This window comes from Streptomyces sp. NPDC059852 (assembly GCF_042731455.1).
Classification (GTDB): domain Bacteria; phylum Actinomycetota; class Actinomycetes; order Streptomycetales; family Streptomycetaceae; genus Streptomyces.
The window spans coordinates 362,435-384,944 of the sequence record NZ_JBHWJK010000004.1 but is presented as its reverse complement, the minus strand read 5'-3'; the positions used below and the strand labels follow the sequence as shown (position 1 = coordinate 384,944).

At 73.2% G+C, this 22,510-nt stretch carries 18 protein-coding genes; 5 read left to right on the top strand and 13 right to left on the bottom strand.

Going from position 1 to position 22,510, the window contains the following annotated elements:
- Window positions 1-48: 48 nt before the first annotated feature.
- From ACFV46_RS07935 to ACFV46_RS07925, 3 genes are all read right to left on the bottom strand, one after another.
- Entirely contained in the window at window positions 49-2,355 is a 2,307-nt protein-coding gene (locus ACFV46_RS07935; RefSeq protein WP_376726126.1) for an FdhF/YdeP family oxidoreductase, read from the bottom strand.
- Window positions 2,356-2,391: 36 nt separating this feature from the next.
- Entirely contained in the window at window positions 2,392-2,910 is a 519-nt protein-coding gene (locus ACFV46_RS07930) for an SRPBCC family protein (RefSeq protein ID WP_376726125.1), read from the bottom strand.
- 124 nt (window positions 2,911-3,034) lie between these two features.
- Window positions 3,035-4,210 carry a spore photoproduct lyase family protein gene (locus ACFV46_RS07925; protein ID WP_361936365.1) on the bottom strand — a complete coding sequence of 392 codons (1,176 nt, stop codon included), beginning with the start codon at window positions 4,208-4,210 and terminating at the stop codon, window positions 3,035-3,037.
- Between the two features lie 200 nt (window positions 4,211-4,410).
- Here ACFV46_RS07925 and ACFV46_RS07920 point away from each other — a divergent pair, with 200 nt between their 5' ends.
- A complete protein-coding gene (locus ACFV46_RS07920; RefSeq protein WP_151782464.1) occupies window positions 4,411-4,587 on the top strand; it encodes a hypothetical protein in 177 nt (58 codons plus the stop codon).
- A gap of 18 nt (window positions 4,588-4,605) precedes the next feature.
- Here the strand turns inward: ACFV46_RS07920 and ACFV46_RS07915 are convergent, their stop codons facing one another.
- Window positions 4,606-6,678 carry a SpoIIE family protein phosphatase gene (locus ACFV46_RS07915; protein ID WP_385497410.1) on the bottom strand — a complete coding sequence of 691 codons (2,073 nt, stop codon included), beginning with the start codon at window positions 6,676-6,678 and terminating at the stop codon, window positions 4,606-4,608.
- A 302-nt stretch (window positions 6,679-6,980) separates the two neighbouring features.
- Between ACFV46_RS07915 and ACFV46_RS07910 the strand changes: the two genes are divergently transcribed.
- Complete coding sequence (locus ACFV46_RS07910) at window positions 6,981-9,986, top strand: family 16 glycoside hydrolase (protein WP_385497409.1); 3,006 nt, start codon at window positions 6,981-6,983, stop codon at window positions 9,984-9,986.
- Between the two features lie 42 nt (window positions 9,987-10,028).
- Here the strand turns inward: ACFV46_RS07910 and ACFV46_RS07905 are convergent, their stop codons facing one another.
- On the bottom strand, window positions 10,029-11,228 hold the full coding sequence (locus ACFV46_RS07905; RefSeq protein ID WP_385497407.1) for an erythromycin esterase family protein: 1,200 nt from the start codon (window positions 11,226-11,228) through the stop codon (window positions 10,029-10,031).
- A 69-nt stretch (window positions 11,229-11,297) separates the two neighbouring features.
- Here ACFV46_RS07905 and ACFV46_RS07900 point away from each other — a divergent pair, with 69 nt between their 5' ends.
- The 3 genes from ACFV46_RS07900 (at window position 11,298) to ACFV46_RS07890 (ending at window position 13,170) form a co-directional block, all read left to right on the top strand.
- Window positions 11,298-12,077: a TioE family transcriptional regulator gene (locus ACFV46_RS07900; protein WP_385497405.1), complete on the top strand. Its 780-nt coding sequence runs from the start codon at window positions 11,298-11,300 to the stop codon at window positions 12,075-12,077.
- Window positions 12,074-12,307: a hypothetical protein gene (locus ACFV46_RS07895; RefSeq protein WP_361936379.1), complete on the top strand. Its 234-nt coding sequence runs from the start codon at window positions 12,074-12,076 to the stop codon at window positions 12,305-12,307. Before ACFV46_RS07900 ends, ACFV46_RS07895 begins: the two co-directional genes overlap by 4 nt.
- A 122-nt stretch (window positions 12,308-12,429) precedes the next feature.
- On the top strand, window positions 12,430-13,170 hold the full coding sequence (locus tag ACFV46_RS07890; RefSeq protein WP_361936382.1) for an SDR family oxidoreductase: 741 nt from the start codon (window positions 12,430-12,432) through the stop codon (window positions 13,168-13,170).
- Between the two features lie 16 nt (window positions 13,171-13,186).
- On the opposite strand, the gene ACFV46_RS07885 is transcribed toward ACFV46_RS07890, so the two are convergent.
- The 8 genes from ACFV46_RS07885 to ACFV46_RS07850 form a co-directional block, all read right to left on the bottom strand.
- Window positions 13,187-13,843: a spherulation-specific family 4 protein gene (locus ACFV46_RS07885; RefSeq protein ID WP_376726119.1), complete on the bottom strand. Its 657-nt coding sequence runs from the start codon at window positions 13,841-13,843 to the stop codon at window positions 13,187-13,189.
- Complete coding sequence (locus ACFV46_RS07880; RefSeq protein WP_385497403.1) at window positions 13,840-14,757, bottom strand: NAD-dependent epimerase/dehydratase family protein; 918 nt, start codon at window positions 14,755-14,757, stop codon at window positions 13,840-13,842. The genes ACFV46_RS07885 and ACFV46_RS07880 overlap by 4 nt, the downstream gene beginning before the upstream one ends.
- A 6-nt stretch (window positions 14,758-14,763) precedes the next feature.
- Window positions 14,764-15,477 carry an NDP-sugar synthase gene (locus ACFV46_RS07875; protein ID WP_376726117.1) on the bottom strand — a complete coding sequence of 238 codons (714 nt, stop codon included), beginning with the start codon at window positions 15,475-15,477 and terminating at the stop codon, window positions 14,764-14,766.
- Window positions 15,478-15,508: 31 nt separating this feature from the next.
- A complete protein-coding gene (locus ACFV46_RS07870) occupies window positions 15,509-16,510 on the bottom strand; it encodes a GDP-mannose 4,6-dehydratase (RefSeq protein WP_385497401.1) in 1,002 nt (333 codons plus the stop codon).
- An 88-nt stretch (window positions 16,511-16,598) separates the two neighbouring features.
- The gene (locus tag ACFV46_RS07865; RefSeq protein ID WP_385497399.1) at window positions 16,599-18,011 is read right to left on the bottom strand and encodes a hypothetical protein; all 1,413 of its coding nucleotides are present in this window, start codon (window positions 18,009-18,011) and stop codon (window positions 16,599-16,601) included.
- Entirely contained in the window at window positions 18,008-19,519 is a 1,512-nt protein-coding gene (gene pelF, locus ACFV46_RS07860; RefSeq protein WP_385497397.1) for a GT4 family glycosyltransferase PelF, read from the bottom strand. The genes ACFV46_RS07865 and pelF overlap by 4 nt, the downstream gene beginning before the upstream one ends.
- A 78-nt stretch (window positions 19,520-19,597) precedes the next feature.
- The gene (locus ACFV46_RS07855; protein ID WP_385497396.1) at window positions 19,598-21,721 is read right to left on the bottom strand and encodes a hypothetical protein; all 2,124 of its coding nucleotides are present in this window, start codon (window positions 21,719-21,721) and stop codon (window positions 19,598-19,600) included.
- Window positions 21,722-22,166: 445 nt separating this feature from the next.
- Window positions 22,167-22,505 carry an STAS domain-containing protein gene (locus ACFV46_RS07850; RefSeq protein WP_361933201.1) on the bottom strand — a complete coding sequence of 113 codons (339 nt, stop codon included), beginning with the start codon at window positions 22,503-22,505 and terminating at the stop codon, window positions 22,167-22,169.
- Between the last annotated feature and the right edge of the window lie 5 nt (window positions 22,506-22,510).

Here is a 22,510-nt window from a genome sequence, read left to right as displayed (position 1 = left end):
AGACACGACGGCCCCGGACGCGGTGATCGCGTCCGGGGCCGTCGTGTGTCAGGCCTGCTCGGCGCCCACCCGCGCCGGCTCCAGCCGGACGACGATCGACTTGAAGGTCGGTTGGTTGCTGTGGTCGGCCACGCTGTCCAGCGGCACCAGCAGATTCGTCTCCGGGTAGTACGCGGCGGCGCAGCCCCGGGCCGTCGGGTACGGCACGACGCGGAAGTCCTCGGCGCGCCGCTCGACGTCGTCGGACCAGACGCTCACCAGGTCGACGCGCTCGCCGTCGCCGAGTCCCAGCGCGCGCACGTCGTCCGGGTTGACGAGGACGACACGGCGGCTGCCGTGGATGCCCCGGTACCGGTCGTTGGACGTGTACGGCACGGTGTTCCACTGGTCGTGCGAGCGCAGGGTCTGCAGCAGCAGGTGTCCCTCGGGCACGCGGGGCGCCTCGGCGCTGTTGGAGGTGAACAGGGCCCGGCCGGTGCCGGTGGAGTAGACGCCCTCGTTGACCGGGTTCATCAGCTGGATGCCGCCGGGGCGGGACACCCGCCGGTTGTAGTCCTCGAAGCCGGGGACGATCCGGGCGATGTGGTCGCGGATCACGCCGTAGTCGGCCTCGAACCGCTCCCAGGCGATGTCGGGCTTGTCGCCGAGGGTGCGGCGGGCCAGCCGGCACAGGATGGCGATGTCGCTGAGCAGCAGGGAGGACGCGGGCCGCAGCCGTCCCCGTGAGGTGTGCACCTCGCTCATCGAGTTCTCCACGGTCACGAACTGCTCGCCGGTCGCCTGCACGTCCCGTTCGGTGCGGCCGAGGGCGGGCAGGATGAGCGCGGTGTCGCCGCACACCGTGTGGGAGCGGTTGAGCTTGGTGGAGATGTGCGCCGTCAGCCGGCAGCGGCGTACGGCCTCCTCGGTGACCGTGCTGTCGGGGGTGGCGCGCACGAAGTTGCCGGCCAGCCCGAGGAAGAACTTCACCTTGCCCTCGCGCATCGCCCGGATCGCGTTGACCGAGTCGTAGCCGTGGGCGCGCGGCGGGTCGAAGCCGAACTCCTCCTTGAGCGCGTCGAGGAACGAGTCCGGCATCTGCTCCCAGATGCCCATGGTGCGGTCGCCCTGCACATTGCTGTGCCCGCGCACCGGGCAGGCGCCGGTGCCGGCCCGGCCGACGTTGCCGCGCAGCAGCAGGAAATTCACGATCTCGCGGATCGTGGGTACGGCGTGCTTGTGCTGGGTGAGGCCCATCGCCCAGCAGACGACGACGCGCTCGCTGCGCAGCACCTCGTCGCGGACCTGCTCGATCTCGTCGCGGGTCAGGCCGGTGGCGGCGAGGACGTCGTCCCACTCGACGCCGCGGACGTGCCGGGCGAACTCCTCGAAGCCGGTGGTGTCGGCGTCGATGAAGTCGTGGTCGAGCACCTCGCCGGGCCGGGCGTCCTCGGCCTCCAGGAGCAGCCGGTTGACGGCCTGGAAGAGGGCGAGGTCACCGCCGTTGCGGATGCGCAGGAAGCGGTCGGCGATCTGCGTGCCCGGGCCGATGACGCCGCGGGGCTTCTGCGGGTTCTTGAACCGCAGCAGCCCGGCCTCGGGGAGCGGGTTGACGGCGATGATGCGGGCGCCGTTGCGCTTGGCCTGTTCGAGGGCGGACAGCTGGCGCGGATGGTTGGAGCCGGGGTTCTGGCCCACCAGGAAGATCAGGTCGGCGTGGTGCAGGTCGTGGAGGCTGACCGTGCCCTTGCCGGTGCCCAGCGTCTCGTGCAGGGCGTATCCGCTGGACTCGTGGCAGAGGTTGCTGCAGTCGGGCAGGTTGTTGGTGCCGAGCGCGCGGGCGAACAGCTGCAGGACGAACGCCGCCTCGTTGCTCGCCCGCCCCGAGGTGTAGAACACGGCCTCGTCGGGGGTGTCGAGCGAGGTCAGCTCCTCGGCCATCAGCCCGACGGCGTCGTTCCAGCTGATCGGCTCGTAGTGGTCCGAGCCCGGCCGCTTGACCATCGGCTCGGTCAGCCGGCCCTGCTGGTTCAGCCAGGCGTCGGAGCGGCCGGCGAGGTCCGGCACGGAGTGCTCGCGGAAGAAGTCCGCGCCGATGCGCCGGGTGGTCGCCTCGTCGTTGATGTGCTTGGCGCCGTTCTCGCAGTACTCGTTGCGATGCCGGTGGCCCGGGGCCGGATCCGCCCAGGCGCAGCCGGGGCAGTCGATGCCGTCGACCTGGTTCATGGTCAGCAGGGTCGTGCCGGTGCGCCGGGCCGACGTCTCCTCCAGGGAGTACTCCAGGGCGTGGGCCACCGCGGGGACGCCCGCGGCCCACTTCTTGGGCGGAGTGACGGTCAGGTCCTCGTCCGGCTCGTCGCCGGGCGCCTTCTTCATCGCGAGTCGCCTCTCAGTCGTACGGTTCTCGGGGGCTCAGCCGTGGGGCCAGCAGGGCACTCCGCTGACGTTCCGCTCGGCCTCGGCGCGCCGCAGGCGGCCGTCGCGGATGGTGCCCCGCCAGGCCCCGCTCTCCTGCCCCAGCCCCTCGATGTACTCCTTGAAGTGCCGCAGCTCGGCGGCCACGACCCGGCCGGCGAGCGGGGAGACGCCGGGGACCAGCCCGGCGGGGCCGTTCAGGCCGATCTCCATCCGCACGGTGAGGGCCGTACCGCCGTCCGGGGTGGGCGCGAACGAGACGCGCCCCCGGTGCCCGGGCCGTTCGTCGAGGCTGCGCCAGACGAGGTGCGAGTCGGGTTCCTGCTCCACGATCTCGGCCTGGAAGGTCCCGCGCAGCGGACCGGCGGCGAGCGTCCACGAGGTCAGGGACGGCTTGATCTGGTCCACCTCGCGCACCGTGGTCATGAAGCGCGGGAAGTGCTGGAACTGGGTCCACTGGTTGTACGCGGTGCGCACGGGCACCGCGATCTCGATCGTCTGCTCGATACTGTGCATGGCCCACCCATCGTCAGGCGCCTCGCCGTGTCCTGCCACACGAGGACGGCCCACCGGCGGAGGGGGCGCCGGATGAGCCGTTCCCGTACGGGCCACCCGACTACCCCTCGGACGCGGGGTCTAACTAGAAGGCGTAGCGCACCCGCAGCCACGGGGCGTGCCGGCCGATCAGGGCACGCAGCGCCGCCACGGAATCCCCCTTGATCCCGTTGCGGTAGCGGACGTTGCGGGCGCCGTTCTGCGACCGCTTGGCCTGCTGGATGTCCGGCCGCCACAGGACGTCCTCGGCACGAGGGTGCCAGCCGAGGTTGACCTCGTGCAGCTCCTCGTTGTGGGTCAGCATGATCACCTCGGCGGCGGCCTGCTCCTTGACCCGCGCGGGCAGCACGTCGTCCAGATGGCGCAGCAGGTCGGCCCAGGCGTCCTCCCAGCCGGGCCGTACGACGACGGGTGAGAGGTTGAAGTGCACCTCGTACCCGGCGTCGAGGAAGTCCGCCGCGGCGGCGATCCGGTCGGCGACGGGCGAGGTGCGCACGTCGAGGAGCCGGGAGTCGTCCGGCGGCATCACCGAGAAGCGGACGCGGGTACGGCCGCGGGGGTCGAGGGCCAGCAGGTCGGGGTTGACGAACTTGGTGGCGAAGGACGCCTTGGCGGTGGGCCACTGCCGGAAGGCGTGCACCAGGTCGGCGGTGTTGTCGCAGATCAGGGCGTCCACGGAGCAGTCGCCGTTCTCGCCGATGTCGTACACCCAGGCCTCGGCGTCGCACTGGTTCGGCTCGGGCTTGGGTCCCTGCCTGGTGACGTGCCGGGCCAGGTGGGCGATGATCCGGTCGATGTTGGTGAAGACGGTGATGGGATTGGCGTAGCCCTTGCGGCGGGGCACGTAGCAGTAGGCGCAGGCCATCGCGCAGCCGTTGGAGGGGCCGGGGGCGATCCAGTCCGCCGACCGGCCGTTGGGCCGGGTGGTGAGGGTCTTCTTCTCGCCGAGCACGAGCGTCTCGCCCTTGACCCGCACCCAGCGGTCGATGTTGCCCTCGTTGCCGTGCAGGCCCGGGATGCGCCAGTGCGAGTCGACCGGGATCACCTCGGCGTCGGGGTACCGGGCGATGATCTGCCGTCCGCGCGGGGAGGCCGCGGCGGCCGGCTCGGCGTAGATCTCCCGGACGGGCAGCAGGCGGCGGGCGCCGGCGGAGGTCCGGAACGCGGAGTGCCGCTCGGCCGGGGCGGGGGCCGGTCCGAGCGCGTCCAGCCCGAACAGGGTGCCGGAGTCGTCGTCCGGGAGGCCGGAGGCGTGGTGCATGGGTGCTTCCGTTCGCTCGCCGTGGGGGTCGGCCGCTGAGGATGCCGGGCTCGGCCCCGCCGAGGCCGCCGATTCAACTGTACGGGCCATCTACCGGCCACGCGGGGTGGCGCACGGTCGCCGTGCGTGAGGACGCCGGGCCGGGGCATACGCGGGGAGCCACCCCCACCGGCGAATCCCTACTTTCGAGGAGGCACCACGTGCTGGGCATCATCGCGGCGGTTCTGTTCTTCATCTCCTTCCTGATCAACGCGGCGGACATCGCCACCAACGACGTCTTCACGTCGGTCAACTTCATGCTGATCGGTCTCATGCTGCTCGCCCTGCACGTCGCGGGGATAGGCAGCGGCTGGGCGGCGCGCGGCCGCCGGCGCTGACCCCCGACGGGGGCGCCGTCACAGGGTCTGCTCGGCCCAGATCGTCTTGCCGGGTGCGGCAGGCCGGGTCCCCCACGCCTGCGCCAGCTGGGCGACGATGAACAGGCCGCGCCCGCCCTCGTCGACGGTGCCCGCGTGGCGCAGGTGCGGGGCGGCCGTGTCGGCGTCCCGCACCTCGCAGGTGAGGGTGCGGCCACGGATCAGGCGCAGCTCGATGGGCGGACGTCCGTACCGCAGGGCGTTGGTGACGAGTTCGCTGGCGATGAGCTGCGTGTTGTAGGCGGTCTCCTCGTCCACGCCCCACGTGGTGAGCTGCTCGCGTGTGCGGCGCCGGACCACGGAGACGGCCGTCGGGTCGGGTTCGAGCGGCCAGATCGCGCACTGGTCGGCCGGGAAGGCCCGGGTCCGCGCGACGATCACGGCGGCGTCCCGGACACCCATCCCGGCCGGGAGTGCGTAGACGAGGTCGTCGCACAGGTCCTGCAGCGGGCGGTCGCCGTAGCGGGACACCGAGGCCAGCGGGCCGGGGCGCTCGGCGAGGTACGCGGTGAGCAGCGGGTCGCTGGTGAACACCAGGACGCTGCCGGCCGGTACGCCGACGTCGACGGCCGCGAACGGGGCACCCTCCGCGCTCCCGAGGCGTGGCCCGGCCGGGGTGTCGAGCAGCGAGACCGTGCCGTCCGGCCGGACGACCAGCGGGGCCAGGTGGCCGGCGGCGGCCGCCGTGCAGCTTCCGGTCAGCGGGTCGTGGACCGCGTACACGCAGTCGGCGGTCAGCTCCTCCTGGCGCAGGGGGTCGCCGAGGGGCAGCCGCGCCCGTTCGGCGGCGAGCCGGGACGCGGTGTCGTGGAGCCGGGCGAGCAGTTCGTCCGGGGTCAGGTCGAACGCCGACAGGGAGCGGATGGCCGTGCGCAGCTGGCCCATGGTGGCGGCCGCCTCCAGGCCGCGCCCGGACACCTTGCCCACGACGATGGCGGTGCGGGCGCTGGACAGGGCCGTCGTGTCGTACCAGGCGCCCGGATCGGCTCCGGTGAGGGAGAGGTAGGCGGTCTCCAGCCATGCCTGGGCCTCGGGGCGGCGGGGCAGCAGTTGCCGTTGGACCGTGGCGGCGATCGTGTGCTCGCGCGTGTAGCGCCGCGCGTTGTCGAGGCACAGCGCGGTGTGGGTGCCCACCTCCATGGCGAGGGCCCGGTCCTCCTCGTCGAAGACGGGTGAGCGGTCGGCGCGGTAGAGGCTGACGAGGCCGAGGGCCGCGTCCCGCAGCGCCAGCGGGACGACGAGGAGCGAGTGGCCCCGCGCGGCGTCCACAGCCAGCGCGAGGGCGGGGTCGGCGGCGAGCCAGGGGGTGTCCGGGCCGAGCCGGACCATCCGGGGGCTCAGGTCGGCCAGGGCCTGGGTGAACGGCGTCGGGTCCGTGAGGCGGCGGACGTCGCCCACCGCGTGGATCTGCGGCACCGCGCCCGCGACCGCGCTGCGGAAGGCGGTGCGCATCACCAGGGTGCCGATGGGGGCGGTGGCCAGGGGCGGGTCGTCGCCGCGGATGACGGCGTCCTCCACCTCGACGGTCACCAGGTCCGCGAAGTCGGGCACCAGGATCGCGGCGAGCTCCTCGCCGATGACGACCGGGTCCAGGGTCCGGCCGACGCGTTCCCGTACCCGGTCGAGCATGCGGGTCCTGGCGTGGGCCCGCTCCCGCTCGGTGACGTCGACGGCGATGACGCCGACCCCGAGCACCTTCCCCTCGGCTCCCTGCAGTCGCAGCGCGTTGACCTCGAACGTGCGCTCCACGGGTGCCTCGTCGACCAGGGCCCGTACGACATGGCTGAGCAGGGGCGTGCCGGTGTCGAGGACGTCCTTCAGAAGCGCCTCGACGTCGGCGTCGACGAGGTGGTAGACGTCCCTGGCCCGCTGCCCCCGGATCTCGTCGAGGCTGACGCCGCGCATCCAGGGCGCCGCGGTGTTGACGCGGACCACGCGCAGGTCGGGGTCGACGAGGTGCAGCCCGATCGGGGACTGGGTGAACAGTGCCTCCAGCATCGAGGCCGCCGCCTGGTCGACATGGCCGAGGGGATCGTTGCCCAAGGGTTGCATCCACCTCCGAGGTCCAGTCGCCTCGCGCGCTCGGGGGTACGCCCGTACAACAGCGTGCGCCCTGGGCGGCCACGCCGCACCCGCAGGGGCCGTGCGCCCGGCCTCTCCCCGTGTACGAACATGACGGGTCGTCCAGCCGGCCGGACTTTGAACTCACTGATGACAAAGTATGGACGTGCGCGGAGAAAGTCCCCTACGGTAACGGCGCAACCGCAACGAGTACCGCCTCTGCGCGTCTCCCGCGCAGAGGGTCACTCGACCGGAGAGCGATCCGGCGGCCTCCGGTCCGTTCTGGAGGACCGATGCATCCACGGTTGTTCCGCCGTGCCCGAAGAAGACTCACTCCCCTTCTCCTCGGCGCCCTGCTGGTCGGAGGCGTCGTGGCGGCGCCCCCGTCCGCCGCCGTCCCCGCCGACATCCCGCCACAGGAACCGGGCGTGACCCTGCGGGTGTTCGACACCCAGGTCCCGCTCAGCAAGCTGTGCACCCTCAAGCCCGGCCAGACACCGAACCACGACAAGCTGATGCCGACCGTGGACTGGTCCACGACCGGCGACTTCGGCGGCTTCGCCGACAACTTCTCGGCAGTGGTGTCCGGTTACCTCGTGATCCCGGACGACGGCTCCTACGCCTTCCGGCTCACCAGCGACGACGGCTCACGGCTGACCATCGACGACCGGACCGTCGTCGACCACGACGGTCTGCACGGAGCCGAGCCGAAGGACGGATCGGTCCAGCTCACCGCCGGTTCGCACCCGTTCCGCATCGACTACTTCGAGCGGGGCGGCGACCAGCGCCTCGCACTGGCCTGGAAACCACCCTCCGCGAGCGACTTCACCATCGTGCCGACGGAGGCGCTGAGCACGGACGCCGGCGTGGTCCGGGTGACCGCCCCCGGCCGCAAGGAGTGCGAGTCCGGCGCGGACAGCCCCGGCGACGGGCTGCCCCTGACGGACGTACGGCCCGACCTCACCCTCACCGACCTGCGCCCCGACGGCTTCGAACCGCAGGTCACCGGCATGGACTGGCTGCCCGACGGACGCCTGGCCATCAGCACCTGGGGCGGCTCGGAGACCACGACCGGCGAGGTGTACCTGCTGGGCAACGTCACCGGGGAGACCAGCCGCGACAAGGTGACCGTCAAGAAGGTGGCGAGCGGTCTGCGCGAGCCCATGGGCATCAAGTACGTCGACGGCTCCCTGTACGTGTCGCAGAAACACGAGCTGACCCGGCTCGTCGACAAGAACCGTGACTCGGTGACGGACGAGTACCGCACGGTGGCGACCTGGCCGTACGGCGGGAACTTCCACGAGTTCGCGTTCGGCCTGCTGTACCGCGACGGCTACTTCTACGTGAACCTGTCCGTCGCCATCGACTACGGCGGCGCGACGACCACCCCGCAGCCGGCGCCCGGCCGGGGCACCACGTACCGGATCAACCGTAAGACCGGGAAGATCCAGCCGATCGCGGGCGGTCTGCGCACCCCCAACGGCATCGGCTGGGGGCCCGGCGGCGACATCTTCACCACCGACAACCAGGGCGGCTGGCTGCCCGCCTCCAAGCTGGTCCACATCAAGCAGGACCGCTTCTTCAACCACTACACCGAGCCGTCCGGCCCCTTCGACGACCGGCCCGTCACCGAACCCGTGCTGTGGCTGCCGCAGAACGAGATCGCCAACTCCCCCAGTACGCCGCTGTATCTCACCAAGGGCCGGTTCGCCGGGCAGATGCTCATCGGCGACGTCACCTACGGCGGACTCCAGCGCGCCTACCTGGAGAAGGTGAAGGGCCAGTACCAGGGCGCCGTCTTCCGCTACACACAGGGACTCGAAGCCGGCGTCAACCGGATCACGCTGGGCCCCGACGGCGCCGTCTACGCGGGCGGGCTCGGCGCCGACGGCAACTGGGGACAGGAGGGCAAGCTGAAGTTCGGGCTGCAGAAGCTCACCCCCAACGGCGGCAACACCTTCGACATCAAGGAGATGCGGGCCGTCCCCGGCGGCTTCGACCTGGAGTACACCCAGCCCCTGTCGCAGGAGACCGTGGACAAGCTCGCCTCCCGCTACCAGGCCGAACAGTGGCGGTACACCCCGACATCCGACTACGGCGGCCCGAAGATCGCGGAGGAGCGGCTCACGGTCGGCTCGGCGACCCTCGCCAAGAACGGACGGACCGTCCGGCTACGCCTCGACGGACTGAAACCCGGCCGTGTCGTACACGTGCGCTCCCCGCGGCCGTTCGCCTCCGCGTCCGGCGAGAAGCTGTGGAGCACCGAGGCCTGGTACACGCTCAACGCCCTGCCGGGCGAACAGCCGCCGCCCGCCACGCTGTACGAGGCGGAGGAGGCACGCCTGACCGGGACGGCCGGGGTGAACCGGGACCACGGCGGCTACTCGGGCAGCGGCTTCGTCGACCGGTACGGCACCGAGGGCAAGGCGGCGACCACGTTCGACGTGACGGTGCCCAGGGCCGGCGACTACGACGTCAACCTGCGCTACTCCAACGGCCCCAACCCCTTCCAGGGCACCAAGGCCCTCTCCCTGTACGCCAACGGCAAGAAGCTGCGCCAGACGAGGCTTCCCTCGACCGGCGACTGGGAGACCTGGTCCACCCGGACGGAACGGGTCACCCTGAAGAAGGGGCACAACACCGTCGCGTACCGCTTCGACGCCGGTGACGACGGGCACGTCAACCTGGACCTGATCACGGTCCGCCCGCACGGCGCGCGCGTCACCCTCTTCGACGGCACCGCCGCGTCGCAGAGCCAGTGGCAGCACACCGACGGACGCGTCACCGAATGGCCCCTCACCGAGGGGAAGTCGATGGAGGTGTGCTGCGGCGACCTGCGCAGCAAGGAGGCGTACCAGGACTTCGCACTGCATGTGGAGTTCCGGGTGCCGCACCTGCCCGACGACGTCACGGGCCAGGACCGGGGCAACAGCGGCGTCTACCTCCAGGACCGCTACGAGGTCCAGATCCTCGACTCGTACGGTGACACGACGCTCGACACGAACGAGGCCGGCGCGATCTACGAGAAGAAGGCGCCGGACGTCAACGCGGCAACCGCGCCGGAGACCTGGCAGTCGTACGACATCACCTTCCGCGCGGCCCGTTACGACACCGACGGCACCAAGACGGCCGACGCGCGCGTCACCGTCGTCTGGAACGGCAGGAAGGTCCATGACGACGTCGCGATCGACGGCCCGACCGGAGGCGGCCGGCCGGAGGCCGCGTCGGCGGGCGCCATCCGCCTCCAGGACCACGGCAACAAGGTGCGGTACCGCAACATCTGGGTCCAACCGCTGTAGTGAACGGGGCGCGCCCAGGATCTGCCGGGCGCGCCCTTCCCTCTACGTCCCCGGGACGACGTCCTTGACGTACACCAGACCGTCGAGGGCGGCCAGGTGCGCCGGGTCCACCGGCGCGTAGCCGAACCAGGAGGACACGCGGGGCGACGGATCACCGAGGGTGGCGGTCAGCCCGTCGACGTCGACGAGGCAGGGCTCCTCGGTGAGCCCGTACAACAACCCCTCGACGGTCTCGGGCGGCGGGGCCTCCACGCCCCGGTGCCGCAGGGTCCCGACCGCCGTGGCCACGACGGCGTACCCGGAGCCGAGCCGGGCCTCCACGAGCGCGCCTGCGCTCCACCACTCGACGCGGCCCTGCCACATCGTCATGCTGCTCCTGGGGCGCTGGAGATGGGAGTTGTGGGCGGCGACGAGCACCGGCCCCCGTTCCGCGAGGGCCAGGAGGTTCTGCGCCATCATCAGGTCCCGCAGCGCGCACAGCCGGGTCATCCGGGCGGGTGAGTCGTCCGCCATGGCGTGGTGGTAGCGCAGCAGGCCCGTCGCGGTCCGCGCGTACAGGCGGGCGCGGTCCCAGGCGTCGGGCGTCAGGGCGGCGGCCAGGTGCGGTGCCTGCGTGTCGAACAGGGCCACCAGTTCGTCGGTGAGCAGGCGGAGTTGGCGGGCCTCGGCGGACCGGCCCGTGCAACGGCCGGGGTCCGTCATGGCGTCGGGGTCGGTCCAGCCCCCGTCGTCGCCGAGCAGCCGGTCCAGGGTCTCGGCGGTGCACGGCAGCAGGCCCGGGTCCACATGAGCGGAGAGCAGGGCGTGCAGTTCCAGGAGGGCCCGGCGCGGGGAGGAGGCGGCGGTGATCTCCAGTGGGCCGTCGAACCCGGCGAAGCGGACGTGCTCGCCGGAGGGCCGGTGCTCGTTGTGGGCCCGCATCCACCCCACGAGGTCGCGGTTGCCGGCGTAGGCGCCCCAGCCGTGGCTGAGCCCCTGCTCCATGGCCTGGTCGAGCGTGCCCTCCCCCGTGGTGACGTACGCGTCCACGGCAAGGGCCCGCAGGCAGTCGCTCTCGAGCGTGATCGTGCGGAAGCCCTCCTGTTCGACGAGCTGCCGGAAGAGGCGGTTGCGGACGGCGAGCAGGGCCTCCTCACCGTGCGTGGGCTCGCCCAGGGCGAGGATCCGGGGCCGGACGGGAAGCTGCTCCAGGAGGGCCGAGGCGTCGAGGGGGTGGGTGAGGTCCTTGAGGTCGGAAGCCATGCCTTCAACGCTATCGTTGAAGATCCGGTGGAGACTTGGGCCACTGGGAGCCCCGATATCGTTGCCGTCATGGGTCTCAACCTTCAAACGGGTGGGCGTCTGCGGCCGATCGACCTGGCGCGCGGGGCCGGTCTGTCCACGCAGGCGGTCCGGAACTACGAGGAGGCCGGCATCCTGCCGCCCGCGGCCCGCACCCCGTCCGGCTACCGGGTCTACACCGAGACGCACGCGGCGGCCCTGCGCGCCTTCCTCGCCCTGCTCCCCGGCCACGGGCACGCCACGGCGACGGCGATCATGCGGGCCGTCGGGCAGGACGCGCCGGAGGAGGCGTTCCGGCTCATCGCCGGAACCCACGCCCAACTCCTCGAGGACCGGGCGACGCTGTCGGCCGTGGAGCGGGCGCTGGGTGACCTGGAGCCCGCGCCTCCGGCCGGTCCGGGAGAGGGTGGGCTCTTCGTAGGCCCGCTCGCGCGGCAGCTCGGGGTGCGGCCCGCGACGCTGCGCGCGTGGGAGCGCGCCGGGCTGGTGCGCCCGCGCCGCGACCCGCTGACCGGGTACCGGGTGTACGACGGGGCGGACGTACGCGACGCCCGGCTGATCAGCCAACTACGGCGCGGGGGCTACCTGCTGGAGCAGATCGCGCCGCTGATCACCCAGGTGCGGGCGGCGGGCGGGCTGGAGCCGCTGGAGGGCACCCTGCGCGACTGGCACGGCCGGCTCTCGGCGCGCGGGCGGGCCCTGCTGAGCGGGGCCGCCGCGCTGGAGGCGTACCTGCGGACCCGGGAAGAATGCTCCGTCGGCGTGGACGCGGACATCCGGGCGGCGGGTCCGTCGTTGCACCCGGCATGAGGATCATCGCCTGTGCCGCGCTCGCCGGCGCCGCTCTGCTCGCCGCCGCCCTCCCCGCCTCGGCGGACGACGGGCCCGTCGACTTCGGTCTCTTCCAGGGGGTCAACGACACCAAGGGCTCCACGACCACCGACGCGGGGCCGGCCTGGCCGCCGTCGTCGGGCGGGACCGGCGACGGCGTGCCGAGGTCGGCGCTGGGGATGCTCGTGGAGGGACTCGTCCAGGGCTGACGTCGCCTGAACGGGTGACCGCCGCTCGGGGCCGGGCGCGACGCCGAGGGACGGGGCAGCCTGGGAGGTCGACGTCGTTCGAGCGCCAGCCGCCGGCGGAGGCACGCACCATGCTCGACGCCATGAACCGACTTGAGGGAAACGTGGCCCTGGTGACGGGCGGCAGCCGGGGCATCGGTGCCGCCGTGGCGACACGCCTGGCCGAAGAAGGCGCCGATGTCGTGCTGACCTACGAGAGCGACGAGCGAGCGGCCACGGAGGTGGTGGAGCGGATCGAGGCGGCGGGGCGCCGGGCGCTGGCCGTACGGGCCGACAGCGCCCGCCCGGAGGAGGTCACCGCCGCCGTGGACGAGGCCGTGGAGATGTTCGGCGGACTCGACATCCTGGTCAACAACGCCGGCGTCTTCCTCGTCGGCCCGCTCGAGGAACTGGGACCGGACGAGGTCGAGCGCACCCTGGCGGTGAACGTCCGGGCGCCGTTCGCGGCAAGCCGGGCGGCCGCGCGCCACATGGGGGCGGGCGGGCGCATCATCAGCATCGGCAGCAATGTCGCCGAGCGCGCGGTCTTCCCCGGACTGGCGCTGTACGCGATGAGCAAGTCGGCTCTGGTGGGGATGACGAAGGGGCTGGCGCGGGAGCTCGGCCCGCGGGGGATCACCGTCAATCTGGTGATCCCCGGCCCCACCGACACCGCCGCCAACCCGGCCGACGGTCCGAACGCCGAGGCGATCGCCGGGTTCACCGCGGTGGGCCGCTATGCACGGGCGTCCGAGATCGCGGCCACCGTCGCCCATGTGGCCGGTGCGGACGGCGCCTACATCACCGGGGCGTCCCTGCCCGTCGACGGTGGTTTCACCGTCTGACCCGGCGACAGCGTGCTCACCGCTCCGCCAACGCCGGTGTCAGCCCCGCCCACGGGTTGGGCAGATCGCCCGTCACCGGGCCGCAGACGCCCGCGCCTCGTTCCGCCGCCGTGCGCAGGGCGAGGGGGACCAGGGGGTGCGGGACGCCGTAGACCAGGTGGCACAGACGGTCGGCGGGGACGCGTTCCGTCCAGGCGGGGCGGGTGAAGTCCGCGACGTACCGGGACCAGGGGCCCTCGAAGGTGACCGTGAGGTCGGCGAGGCGGGCGTAGCCGGGGGCCGGGTGGACGCCCGGGTTGAGCACGACCGTCGAGGCGCCGAGGCGGCGGACCGCGCGGACCAGGCGGCGGCACTCGGGCAGGGCCTCCGGGGCCGCCGGGGTCTGGTCGAGGAAGCAGCCGTCGACGCCGTACCACTCCTGGTGGCGGCGCAGGTCGGCGGTGATCTCGGCGGGTTCGCGGGCCCCGTAGTCCGTGTCCAGGTAGCCGAGGAGGCGGGCGCCCGCCGAGCGCAGCGCCTCGGCCGCCCTGGCGAACGCCGGGTCGGGGGTGGTGCCGGGGCCGTTCGCCGGGTTCAGTACGACCCCGTAGGTGCGGGACGCGCAGGTGATGAGCCGGTGCCAGGCGCCCGGGTCCTCGGCCGGGTGCACGTACAGCGGGATCAGCAGGTTCACCGTGCCCGTACCTCCTCGGGGCGGCGGCCGGCGGCCTCCCACAGCGCGGTCACGGACGCGGTGAGGGGGTGCTCCGGGGTCCAGCCGAGGGCGTCGCGGGCGGCGGTGATGTCCGAGCACTGCCAGGACACCTGCGCGGACCGGGTGGAGCCGCCCGACCCGGCCTCGGCGATCCGGCCCCGGAACCCGGCCGCGTCGGCGAGGGCGCGGACGAGGTCGCGGACGGGCCGGGCGTCGCCGCCGCCGATGTTCAGCACGGGCGGCAGCGGCCCCCCGGCGGTGGCGGCCAGCGCGGCCGCCCGGGCCACGTCGCGGACGTCCACGAAGTCGCGGTGGGCGGACAGGTCCCCGAGCCGCAGTGCCGCCTCCGGGTCGTCGCCCGCCTCCGCGAGGAGGGCCGCGACCCGGCCGGGCAGCCCGGTGGGCGGGGCTCCCGCGCCCACCGGGTTGCCCACCCGCAGAACCACCGCGTCCAGGCCGGACGCGGTCACCGCGACCGTGCCCGCCAGCTTGGTCGCGCCGTACGGGCCGGCGGGCCGGGTGGCCGCCGACTCCGTGACGCGCACGCCGGGTTCCGTGGGACCGTACTCGGCGGCCGAGCCCAGATGGACCAGGCGTGCCCCCGGTGCCGCCTCCCGCAGCGCCGCGCACAGCACGGCCGGGCCGCGGGCGTTCACCTCGGCCAGGGTGACGGCGTCGCCGCCGGTCGCGCCCGCGCAGTTGACGACGGCGTCGGGCGCGACCTCGGCCAGCGCCACCGCCAGGTCCCGTGGGCGGGCGGCGGCGAGGTCGACGGTGACGTCGGCGGCGAGGGAGCGTCCGGCGACGAGGACCCGGGCGCCGGGCAGCCCGCGCAGCTCCTCGGCGACATGGGTGCCGAGGTAGCCGGTGGCGCCGAGTACGAGGACGTGCATGGTGGTTCAGGCCCCCTTGAGCAGGAGCGACTTGCGGCTGGTGAACTCCGCGTTGGCGCGGTCGTAGTCGTCGGGGCGGCCGATGTCGAGCCAGTAGCCGTCGAACTCGTAGGCGTGCGGCGGGCGTCCGGCGGCGAGCAGGTCCGTGACGAGCTCGTCGAAGCCGAGGGGCAGTCCGGGGGTGTAGCCGTCGAGGGTGGCCCGGGAGACACCGTAGACGCCCATGGACACCCGGTAGTCGATGCTGGGCTTCTCGGTGAAGGCGACCACCCGGCTGGCGTCGGTCGTCAGGACCCCGAAGTCGATGTGCACCTTGCGCGCGTACGTGGCGATCGTCAGCGGGGTGCCGGACGCCTCGTGGGAGCGCAGGACGTCGGCGTAGTCGAGGTCGGTGAGGACGTCGCCGTTCATGACGAGGAAGTGCTCGGGGAGGCGGTCGCGCAGGGCGAGCAGCGGGCCCATGGTGCCGAGCGGGCTCTCCTCGGTGGCGTAGTCGACGTTCATGCCCCACTGGGAGCCGTCGCCGACATAGGCGCGGATGATCTCGCCGAGGTGGCCGATGGCGAGGGTGCAGCGGGTGAAGCCGGACGTGGACAGCTGGCGCAGCACGATCTCCAGGATGGCGTGCTGGTCGCCGATGGGGACGAGCGGCTTGGGCAGCGCCGTGGTGTACGGCCGCAACCGGACGCCCTTGCCACCGGCGAGGATCACTGCGTGCATGGCATACCTCCTGCGGTACGAGCCGGGCGGGTCAGATGTTGTAGATGCCGGTCTTGTAGCGGGCCAGGTTGGCGGGGTCGGTGAACCACCGCGCGGTGCGCGCCAGTCCCTCCTCGAGCGTGTTCTCCGGCGACCAGCCGGTGGCCGCGGCGAGCCGGCTCGCGTCGGCGACGAGCCGCATCACCTCGGAGTTGGCGGGCCGCAGCCGCGCCGGGTCCTCCTGGACGTCGAGGGGGGCGTCCAGGACCTTGCCGATCAGCGCGACCAGGTCGCCGACGGAGATCTCGCCGCCGGTCCCGGCGTTGAAGGTGCGGCCGACGACCTGCTCGGCCGGTGCGGTGCCGACGGCGAGGAAGGCCCGCGCGGTGTCCTCGACGAAGGTGAAGTCACGGGTGGGCCGCAGGTCGCCGAGGGTGATCGTGCGTTCCCCGGCGGCCACCTGCCCGATGACGGTGGGGATCACGGCGCGCATCGACTGGCGGGGGCCGAACGTGTTGAACGGGCGCAGCGTCACCACCGGGGTGCCGAAGCTGGCGTGGTAGCTGTCGGCGAGCCGGTCGCCGCCCGCCTTCGAAGCGGCGTACGGGGACTGCGTGTTGATGGGGTGGTCCTCGGTGATCGGCACGGTCTGCGCGGTGCCGTACGTCTCGCTGGTGGAGGTGTGCACCAGGCGCGGGGTGCCGAGGGCGCGGACGGCCTCCAGCACGTTGAGGGTGCCGGTGACGTTGGTGTCCACGTAGCTGTGCGGGGCCTGGTAGGAGTACGGGATCGCGATGAGCGCGGCGAGGTGGTAGGCGCAGTCGGCGCCGTCCAGCAGGCCGCGCACCGAGCCGGGGTCGCGTACGTCGCCGAGGACGATCTCGACCTGGTCCAGCACGTCGGCCGGCAGGGTCTCCAGCCAGCCGTAGGAGGAGAACGAGTTGTACTGGGCCATGGCGCGCACGCGGTGGCCGGAGGCGACGAGTGCCTCGGTGAGGTGCGATCCGATGAAGCCTTCGGCTCCGGTGACGGCGGCGAGCGGTGCGGAGGTCAACTGTCGGTCCCTTCGTAGTGGTGGTCGAACGCGGGCCCGGTGCGGTCGGGACGCGGGCTCGGGCGGTCCGATGGAGTGACGATGAGGGTCAGGCGTGCGGGGAGGGCCGGCCGAGCAGGCGCAGCGCGCAGACCGCGAGACAGAGCGCGGCCGCGGCACACACCGCGGGCAGGACGACGGGCGCGGGCGGCAGGTCCAGGGCGGTCACCGCGCCGGCTGCCGCGGCGGCGGTGAGGCAGATCAGGGCGGGCGGCCAGGCCGTGCCGAACGCCTGCAGCAGCAGCGCGGTCCACAGGGTGGCCGCGAGCAGCAGCGGGGTGGCCGGGTCCGTGCCGGTGAGCAGTGCGGCGGGCAGCAACAGCAGCAGGTAGGCGCCGATGCAGCCGGTGAGGACTCCGGCGGAGCGCAGCAGGAACCAGCCCGGGGTCGCGCTGGTGCGCAGCGCGGCCACGGACCAGCCGCGGTAGCGGTACAGCAGCCATTCGGCGGGCCCCATGCTGAGGGTCAACGCGATGACGGCGTACGGCTGCTGGCGGCCGGTGAGGACGACGAGCACGGCGGCGGCGAGCCCGAACAGGCCGTATGGCAGGGAGGCGTGTACGGGGATGCGCGGTGCGTGCGGGGCGGGTGGGCCGGTGCGGCCCCGCCACAGGACGTGCCCGGCGGCGGCCAGGGTGGCCAGCAGCGCGAGCAGGGGCAGCCCGGCCCGTACGAGGGTTCCCGGTTCCCACCACGGCAGGACGGCGGCCCCGCCGACGAGCGGGCTGAGCGCGGCGAGCAGCAGCCTCTCCCGGGCGAGCACGAGGAGGACGCCCGCGGCGGCCAGGTACAGCGACTGGCCGGCGGCGACCGCGAGGGCCAGGGCGTCGGGGCCGGGGACCAGCGCGAGGGCCGTCGCCGTGGCCGCGCCCAGCAGGGACCCGGTGAGCAGGGTGCCGGACGCCTCCCGGCGTCCCGTCACGAGCCGCAGATGGGCGCGGTGGCCGAGGGCCTGTCCCCACGCCCAGGAGGCGATGCCCGCGACGATCAGCACGGGCGCGTACCGGGTGAGCGGCCACAGCGGGGCGGTCAGCAGATGGGCGAGGGCGGGCAGCGCGAACAGGACGCCGCGCAGCAGGCAGCGCAGGGTGTCGGGCCGCCACGGGTCGGGGGCGGGGGGCGGTTCGGGGAACGTCCGGGGCACCCGTTCGTAGAGGGCGGTCGCCAGGGAGAACAGGTCGGGGTGTCCGTACCGCTCCTTGATGACGGACGCGGACAGGCCCTCGGCCTCCAGCAGGGCGGCGACCTCGTAGGGGTGGACGGCGGGCCCTATGGCGTCGGCGAGTTCGGCGGCCAGGGTGCTGACCGCCTCCTCGTCGGGGCCCGCTCCGGGCAGCAGGATGGCGAGGGTCGCGTCGTCGAGGGCCCAGCGCGGGCGGCGGCGCGGCGGGCGGGGCGTGGCGAGCCGCAGGGCGAGCGTGTCGTGCCCGTCGCCGGGTTCGAGGGACAGGGGGCCGCTCATCCGGTGAGGCTCCCGGTGCCGGTGACCGCCGGGGCGGGCAGGACGACGCGGGCCGGCGTGGGTGGCGTCCCGGTGGCCAGTTCGTGGTAGATGCCGCGGAAGGTGTCGATGGTCTGCCGCAGGGTGAACTGCTCGATGACCCGCAGCCGTGCCGCCTCCCCCATGGCCCGGCGGCGTCCGGGGGCGCCGAGGAGTTCGAGCGCGGCGGCGGCCATGGCGGCCGGGTCGCGCGGCGGTACGACGAGTCCGGTGTCGCCGACGGCCTCGCGGACGCCGCCGACGTCGGTGGAGACGGTGGCCCGGCCGCACGACATGGCCTCGATCAGGGTGAAGGGGAAGCCTTCGCTGATGCTGGACAGCATGACGACCGTGCCGGCGGCGTAGGCGTCCTTGATGTCGTCGACGCGGCCTTCGAAGGTGACCGCGTCGGCGTGCCCGAGTTCGGCGGCGAGGGCTTCGCAGCGTTCGCGGTACGCCTCGCCGCCGCGCGGGGTGCCGCCGAACAACCGCAGCCGTACGTCGGGGCGTTGGTCCCGGACGAGGGCGAAGGCGCGGATCAGGGTCTCCAGGTCCTTGATCGGGTCGACGCGTCCGGCCCAGCTGAGGGTGGGGGTCTCGGGTTCGGGGCCGGCCGGCGGGAAGGCGGCCGGGTCGACGCCGTTGTAGACGGTGCGGATCGCGGTGGGGTCGGCGCCGCCCTGTTCCTCCCAGAGCCGGTTGTAGCGGTTGCCCGGGGTGATCAGGGCCGCCTGCCGGTAGCTCTCCTGCGCGAGCAGCCGGAAGAAGCCGAGGACGACCGCCTTGACGGGCCAGCGGTAGGCCGCGGTGCGGTAGCCCAGGTACCGCTCGCGCAGGTAGACGCCGTGCTCGGTGAGCAGCAGCGGGACGCCGTACCGTTCGCGTGCGGCGAGGCCGGGCAGGACGGCGACCCCCCCGCTGACGGCGTGTGCGACGCCGTCCCGCGGGGGCGGCGCGGCGAGCGGGCGCAGCGCGTGTTCCAGCAGGGCGGTGGCGGTGAGCGCGTCGTGCAGGGTCGGCCGTGCCTCGCGGACGGCCAGGCCGGGGCGGGTCCATACGGCGGTGAGGATGCGCAGGGCGGTGTCGCCCCGCAGGAACGGGCTGAGTTCGGCGGCGGCGGCCGCGTGGGCCAGGGCGTGCAGGGCGGGTGCGAAGCCGTCCTCGGCGCCGGGGTCGACGAGCGCGGTCAGGAACCGTTCGTAGGCGGTGGCGAGTCGGCGGCGGGACCGGCCGCGCGGGGGCCGGCCGTCGGGGGTGGCGCCCCACATGGGCACGGACAGGACCTCGCGGACATGGCCGGGCAGGTCCCAGACGAGGGGTTCCCGTCCGGTGCCGGTGACGGCGATGACGTCGAACTCGATGTCGGGCATGCCGGTGACGAGCTGGTCGCACCAGACGCTGACGCCGCCATGGCTGTGCGGATAGGTGCCTTCGGTGAGCAGGGTGACGCGCGCGGCGGCGGCCCGCCGCGCGGCGTGGTGAACGTGCATGGATGTGCTCCACGGCCGAGGTGTGGTGAGGGGTGCCGGCCCCGGCGCGTGCGGCCGGGACCTCGCTGCGGGTGGCGGTCAGCTCCCCGTGGGCGGGACGTGCTCCGCCACACCCGCGGGGACGGGGGCGTCCGGGGCCGGGGCGGTGGCGGGTGCGGAGCCGTCCGGGCCGCCGGGTGCGGCGGGTGCCGTGGAGGCGGGCAGGGTGAGGGTGAGCGGACCGGTGGCCGGGGCCGCCCAGCCGGAGCGGTGTCCGGCGTACGTCTGGCCGAAGGCGGTGCCGGAGCGGGTGGTGCCGTCGGGCATGGTGGCGGGGATGGCGACGCCGGCGGGGACGTCGACGGTGACCGTGTCGCCGATCCGGTAGGCGGTGACCTGTCCGCCGTCCAGGGCGGTCCGCCAGGCGGCGCGGCGACCCATTTCCTCGCCGATGGCCTTCATCCGCAGGTTGACCAGCGGGGTGTCGGCCGTGAACAGGTCCTCGTAGGCGTCGAGGACGCCGTCGAGGACCGGGTAGGCGATGCGTTCCTCGGCCAGGTTGGACTGGTGGATGAAGTGCGGCTTGGGGTCGTTGGCGAGGACGTGGCCGAGGGCGATCTGCCGTTCCAGCGGCACGATGTGCTCGGTGTAGCCGGTGTCCGGGTCGAGGGGTGCGGGCAGGCAGGTGGTGGTGGCGGGGTTGTCCTCGCAGATGCCGCTGCCGCCCTGGGCGCGGCTGGTGTAGATCCAGTTGTACTCGTCGACCTGTTCGGCGGCGCGGCCCGCGTTGTAGAAGACGTTCATCGGGTAGCGCGGGACCGTGGTGGCGGGGCCGACCTGGCGCCGGCCGGGTTCGCGGGAGTTGTCCGAGGCGAGCCAGGTGACGCCGGTGTCGGCGAGGGCGAGCGCCAGGTTGGGGTTGTCGGCGGGCTGCTGGGGCAGCACCTTGAGCCCGGAGTGCTCGCCGGTGACCAACTCGTCGTCGTCCAGCGGGAGTCCGGCGGACCGTCCCCAGGCGCGGTTGTGGGCGATCTCGTCGGCGATGTCGTTCCGGCCGACCCACTTGGTGCTGCCGGCGGCGTCGGTGGCGCAGCGCCAGGGCACCACCGAGGTGTCCTGCTCGCAGCCGAGGAAGGCGTGCGTGTAGGTGTGGTTGATCCAGCGGAAGGCGTCGCGCCGTTCCACGAGGCGGTCGGCGAGCGGGTCGGCGCCGGCGTGGTCCTCGCGGTGGTCGACGCTGCCGGCCGCGTTGTAGGCGAGGTCGAGCGTGAAGCCGTGTTCCTGCTGCCAGGTGACGGCGTGGTCGACGTCGGCGGCGGTCATCCGGATCGGGTCGGGTGTGGCGTCCGGGTCGGCGCAGTCGACGTCGCCGGGCGTGCAGTCGAGGGTGGAGTTCCAGCGGTCGTCGCCCGCGAGGACGTCGTCGACGTGGACGGCGAAGTAGTTGCGGGAGGCGCCGAGGTGCACGCCGCCGGTCATCCAGGCGACGATGCCGCGGGCCAGCAGCCGGAACTGCTGCTGGTGGCGGTTGTACACGAAGGTGACGACGAGTTCGCGCCGCCCGTCGTGCCGGTACTCCCCCACCAGGGAGCCCTGCCGGTCGGAGCCGGGGATGGGCGCCTGGACGTACGGCGTGAAGTCGGCGCCCTCGGCGGGGCCGGCCAGGAAGGCGTAGCTCTCGCCGACGTCGGGCGCGTTGTCCTCGAAGGGCACCGGTCCGTCGAGGTAGCCGAACGGCCCGGACCGCCCGGCGTCCGTCACCTCGGCCCGTACCCCGTCGACGCTGCCGGAGTAACCGCCGTTCACGGGGTACTGCAGTCCGTTCTCGGGCCGGGCGTAGGTGTAGGCGTCGACCTGCGGGACGGCGTACTCCTGCTCGTAGGCCGCGAGGGCGGCCATCTCCGCCGAGCCGGCCGGGAACGGGTTGTCGTTGGGCAGGACGACCGCCTGGAACTTGGCGCGCGGCCGGCCGTCCACGGTGTCCGCGAGATAGCCGGCGTCGATCACGGGGCGGTCGGACCGGTTCAGGTCGATCTCCGTGTACGGCGTTCCGGCGGTCCCCAGTTCGGCGGCGATGGCATCGGTGGCCGGGCCTCCGTCGCTGACGACGAGCACCCGCAGATCGATGCGGGGCTCCGGCTCCGCCGCGTGGGCGGCCGGTACGCCGAGGGCGGCTATCAGCGCGCCCGTCGTCAGCACGGTGGTGCTCAAGGTCCGCTTCATGCGGTGCTGTCCCCTCCCCGTGCAGGGGTGAGCACGGCTCCGCAGAGCGACGCACCCCCGCGCGTGACGCCGGCTTCCCCCTCAGAGACCGGTCGTCGACGCATCCGTCGCGTCAAATAGTGAGGTATCTGTGGAGCTTTCGTGCTCTTGCCGGGGAACCTGACGGAAAACCGCAGGTTCGCCGGTCACCGCCGACGGGGTCGGTCCGTGTGCCCGGGCGTTCGCGGCCGGCCTCCGCCGGGGTCGCCGTGATCTCTTCGCCGCAGGTCACGGAGGAGGAGACAGGCCCGTGGGACGGATGGGGTGACCCGGTGCGACTGCCACTGGTCTGAACCGGTCCGGCGCGGGGACACGCGCCGGTTTCTGGTCATCTTTGATGACCGGTCATATCGCCTCAGACCTCCGGAACGCGACGTTCCGGGATCAGGGGCGTGTCCACGACGTGTCAGGCGCTGGTGGCGACCTCGCTGTCGGGGTGGATGGTGAGGATCTGGTCCAGCCCGACGATACTCAGGATGCGCAGCGTATTGGCCGGTACTGCGGCCAGCACCAGCTGCCCTCCGGCGGACTGCGCGTGGTGGTGCGCGGCGATCAGGGCGGTGATGCCGCTGGAGTCGCAGAACTCCAGGGCGCCCAGGTCGACGACAAGGCGCTGACCGGGCCGGACGGTGATCGTCGGGAGCAGGTCGCGGAGCTCCCCGGCGTTGACGTAGTCCAGGTCTCCGGCGACCTCCAGGACCGGTCCGGTCGCGGCGTCTCGGGTGCTGATCTTCAGTGCGTTCATCGTGT

Coding starts and splice junctions, on each gene's coding strand:
- ACFV46_RS07935 (WP_376726126.1), bottom strand. CDS start 2,355: ATGAAGAAGGCGCCCGGCGACGAGCCGGACGAGGACCTGACCGTCACT.
- ACFV46_RS07930 (WP_376726125.1), bottom strand. CDS start 2,910: ATGCACAGTATCGAGCAGACGATCGAGATCGCGGTGCCCGTGCGCACC.
- ACFV46_RS07925 (WP_361936365.1), bottom strand. CDS start 4,210: ATGCACCACGCCTCCGGCCTCCCGGACGACGACTCCGGCACCCTGTTC.
- ACFV46_RS07915 (WP_385497410.1), bottom strand. CDS start 6,678: ATGCAACCCTTGGGCAACGATCCCCTCGGCCATGTCGACCAGGCGGCG.
- ACFV46_RS07910 (WP_385497409.1), top strand. CDS start 6,981: ATGCATCCACGGTTGTTCCGCCGTGCCCGAAGAAGACTCACTCCCCTT.
- ACFV46_RS07905 (WP_385497407.1), bottom strand. CDS start 11,228: ATGGCTTCCGACCTCAAGGACCTCACCCACCCCCTCGACGCCTCGGCC.
- ACFV46_RS07900 (WP_385497405.1), top strand. CDS start 11,298: ATGGGTCTCAACCTTCAAACGGGTGGGCGTCTGCGGCCGATCGACCTG.
- ACFV46_RS07895 (WP_361936379.1), top strand. CDS start 12,074: ATGAGGATCATCGCCTGTGCCGCGCTCGCCGGCGCCGCTCTGCTCGCC.
- ACFV46_RS07890 (WP_361936382.1), top strand. CDS start 12,430: ATGAACCGACTTGAGGGAAACGTGGCCCTGGTGACGGGCGGCAGCCGG.
- ACFV46_RS07880 (WP_385497403.1), bottom strand. CDS start 14,757: ATGCACGTCCTCGTACTCGGCGCCACCGGCTACCTCGGCACCCATGTC.
- ACFV46_RS07875 (WP_376726117.1), bottom strand. CDS start 15,477: ATGCACGCAGTGATCCTCGCCGGTGGCAAGGGCGTCCGGTTGCGGCCG.
- ACFV46_RS07865 (WP_385497399.1), bottom strand. CDS start 18,011: ATGAGCGGCCCCCTGTCCCTCGAACCCGGCGACGGGCACGACACGCTC.
- pelF (WP_385497397.1), bottom strand. CDS start 19,519: ATGCACGTTCACCACGCCGCGCGGCGGGCCGCCGCCGCGCGCGTCACC.
- ACFV46_RS07855 (WP_385497396.1), bottom strand. CDS start 21,721: ATGAAGCGGACCTTGAGCACCACCGTGCTGACGACGGGCGCGCTGATA.
- ACFV46_RS07850 (WP_361933201.1), bottom strand. CDS start 22,505: ATGAACGCACTGAAGATCAGCACCCGAGACGCCGCGACCGGACCGGTC.